Consider the following 233-nt stretch of genomic DNA (forward strand, 5'->3'; position numbering starts at 1 on the left):
ACACAATACCCGCCTGATCCACCGCTGGTCTGGGACCAATGGATTCTGTCATTCCAGTTTCCGCTGCCCCCTACCCAGTACATTGTTTTACTGGCAGCAGCAGGAAACGCCCATCCCGTATTATTTCCGTCATCTGTAGATTCTAAAGCAGAAAACGAAGCGCCTCCGGAAGATTCAATATCCTTAATGATCACTCCGGAAACATCAATAGTAACACCAGCCCCTGCAATAAG

1 protein-coding gene is annotated in these 233 nt (G+C 48.5%); it reads right to left on the reverse strand.

The window, feature by feature from the left end; genetic code table 11:
• A partial coding sequence (locus SCA31_RS25610) for a hypothetical protein (RefSeq protein WP_410699732.1) occupies window positions 1-233 on the reverse strand: 233 nt, incomplete at both ends.

The sequence above is a fragment of the Chryseobacterium sp. SIMBA_028 genome (assembly GCF_046535285.1).
GTDB lineage: Bacteria > Bacteroidota > Bacteroidia > Flavobacteriales > Weeksellaceae > Chryseobacterium.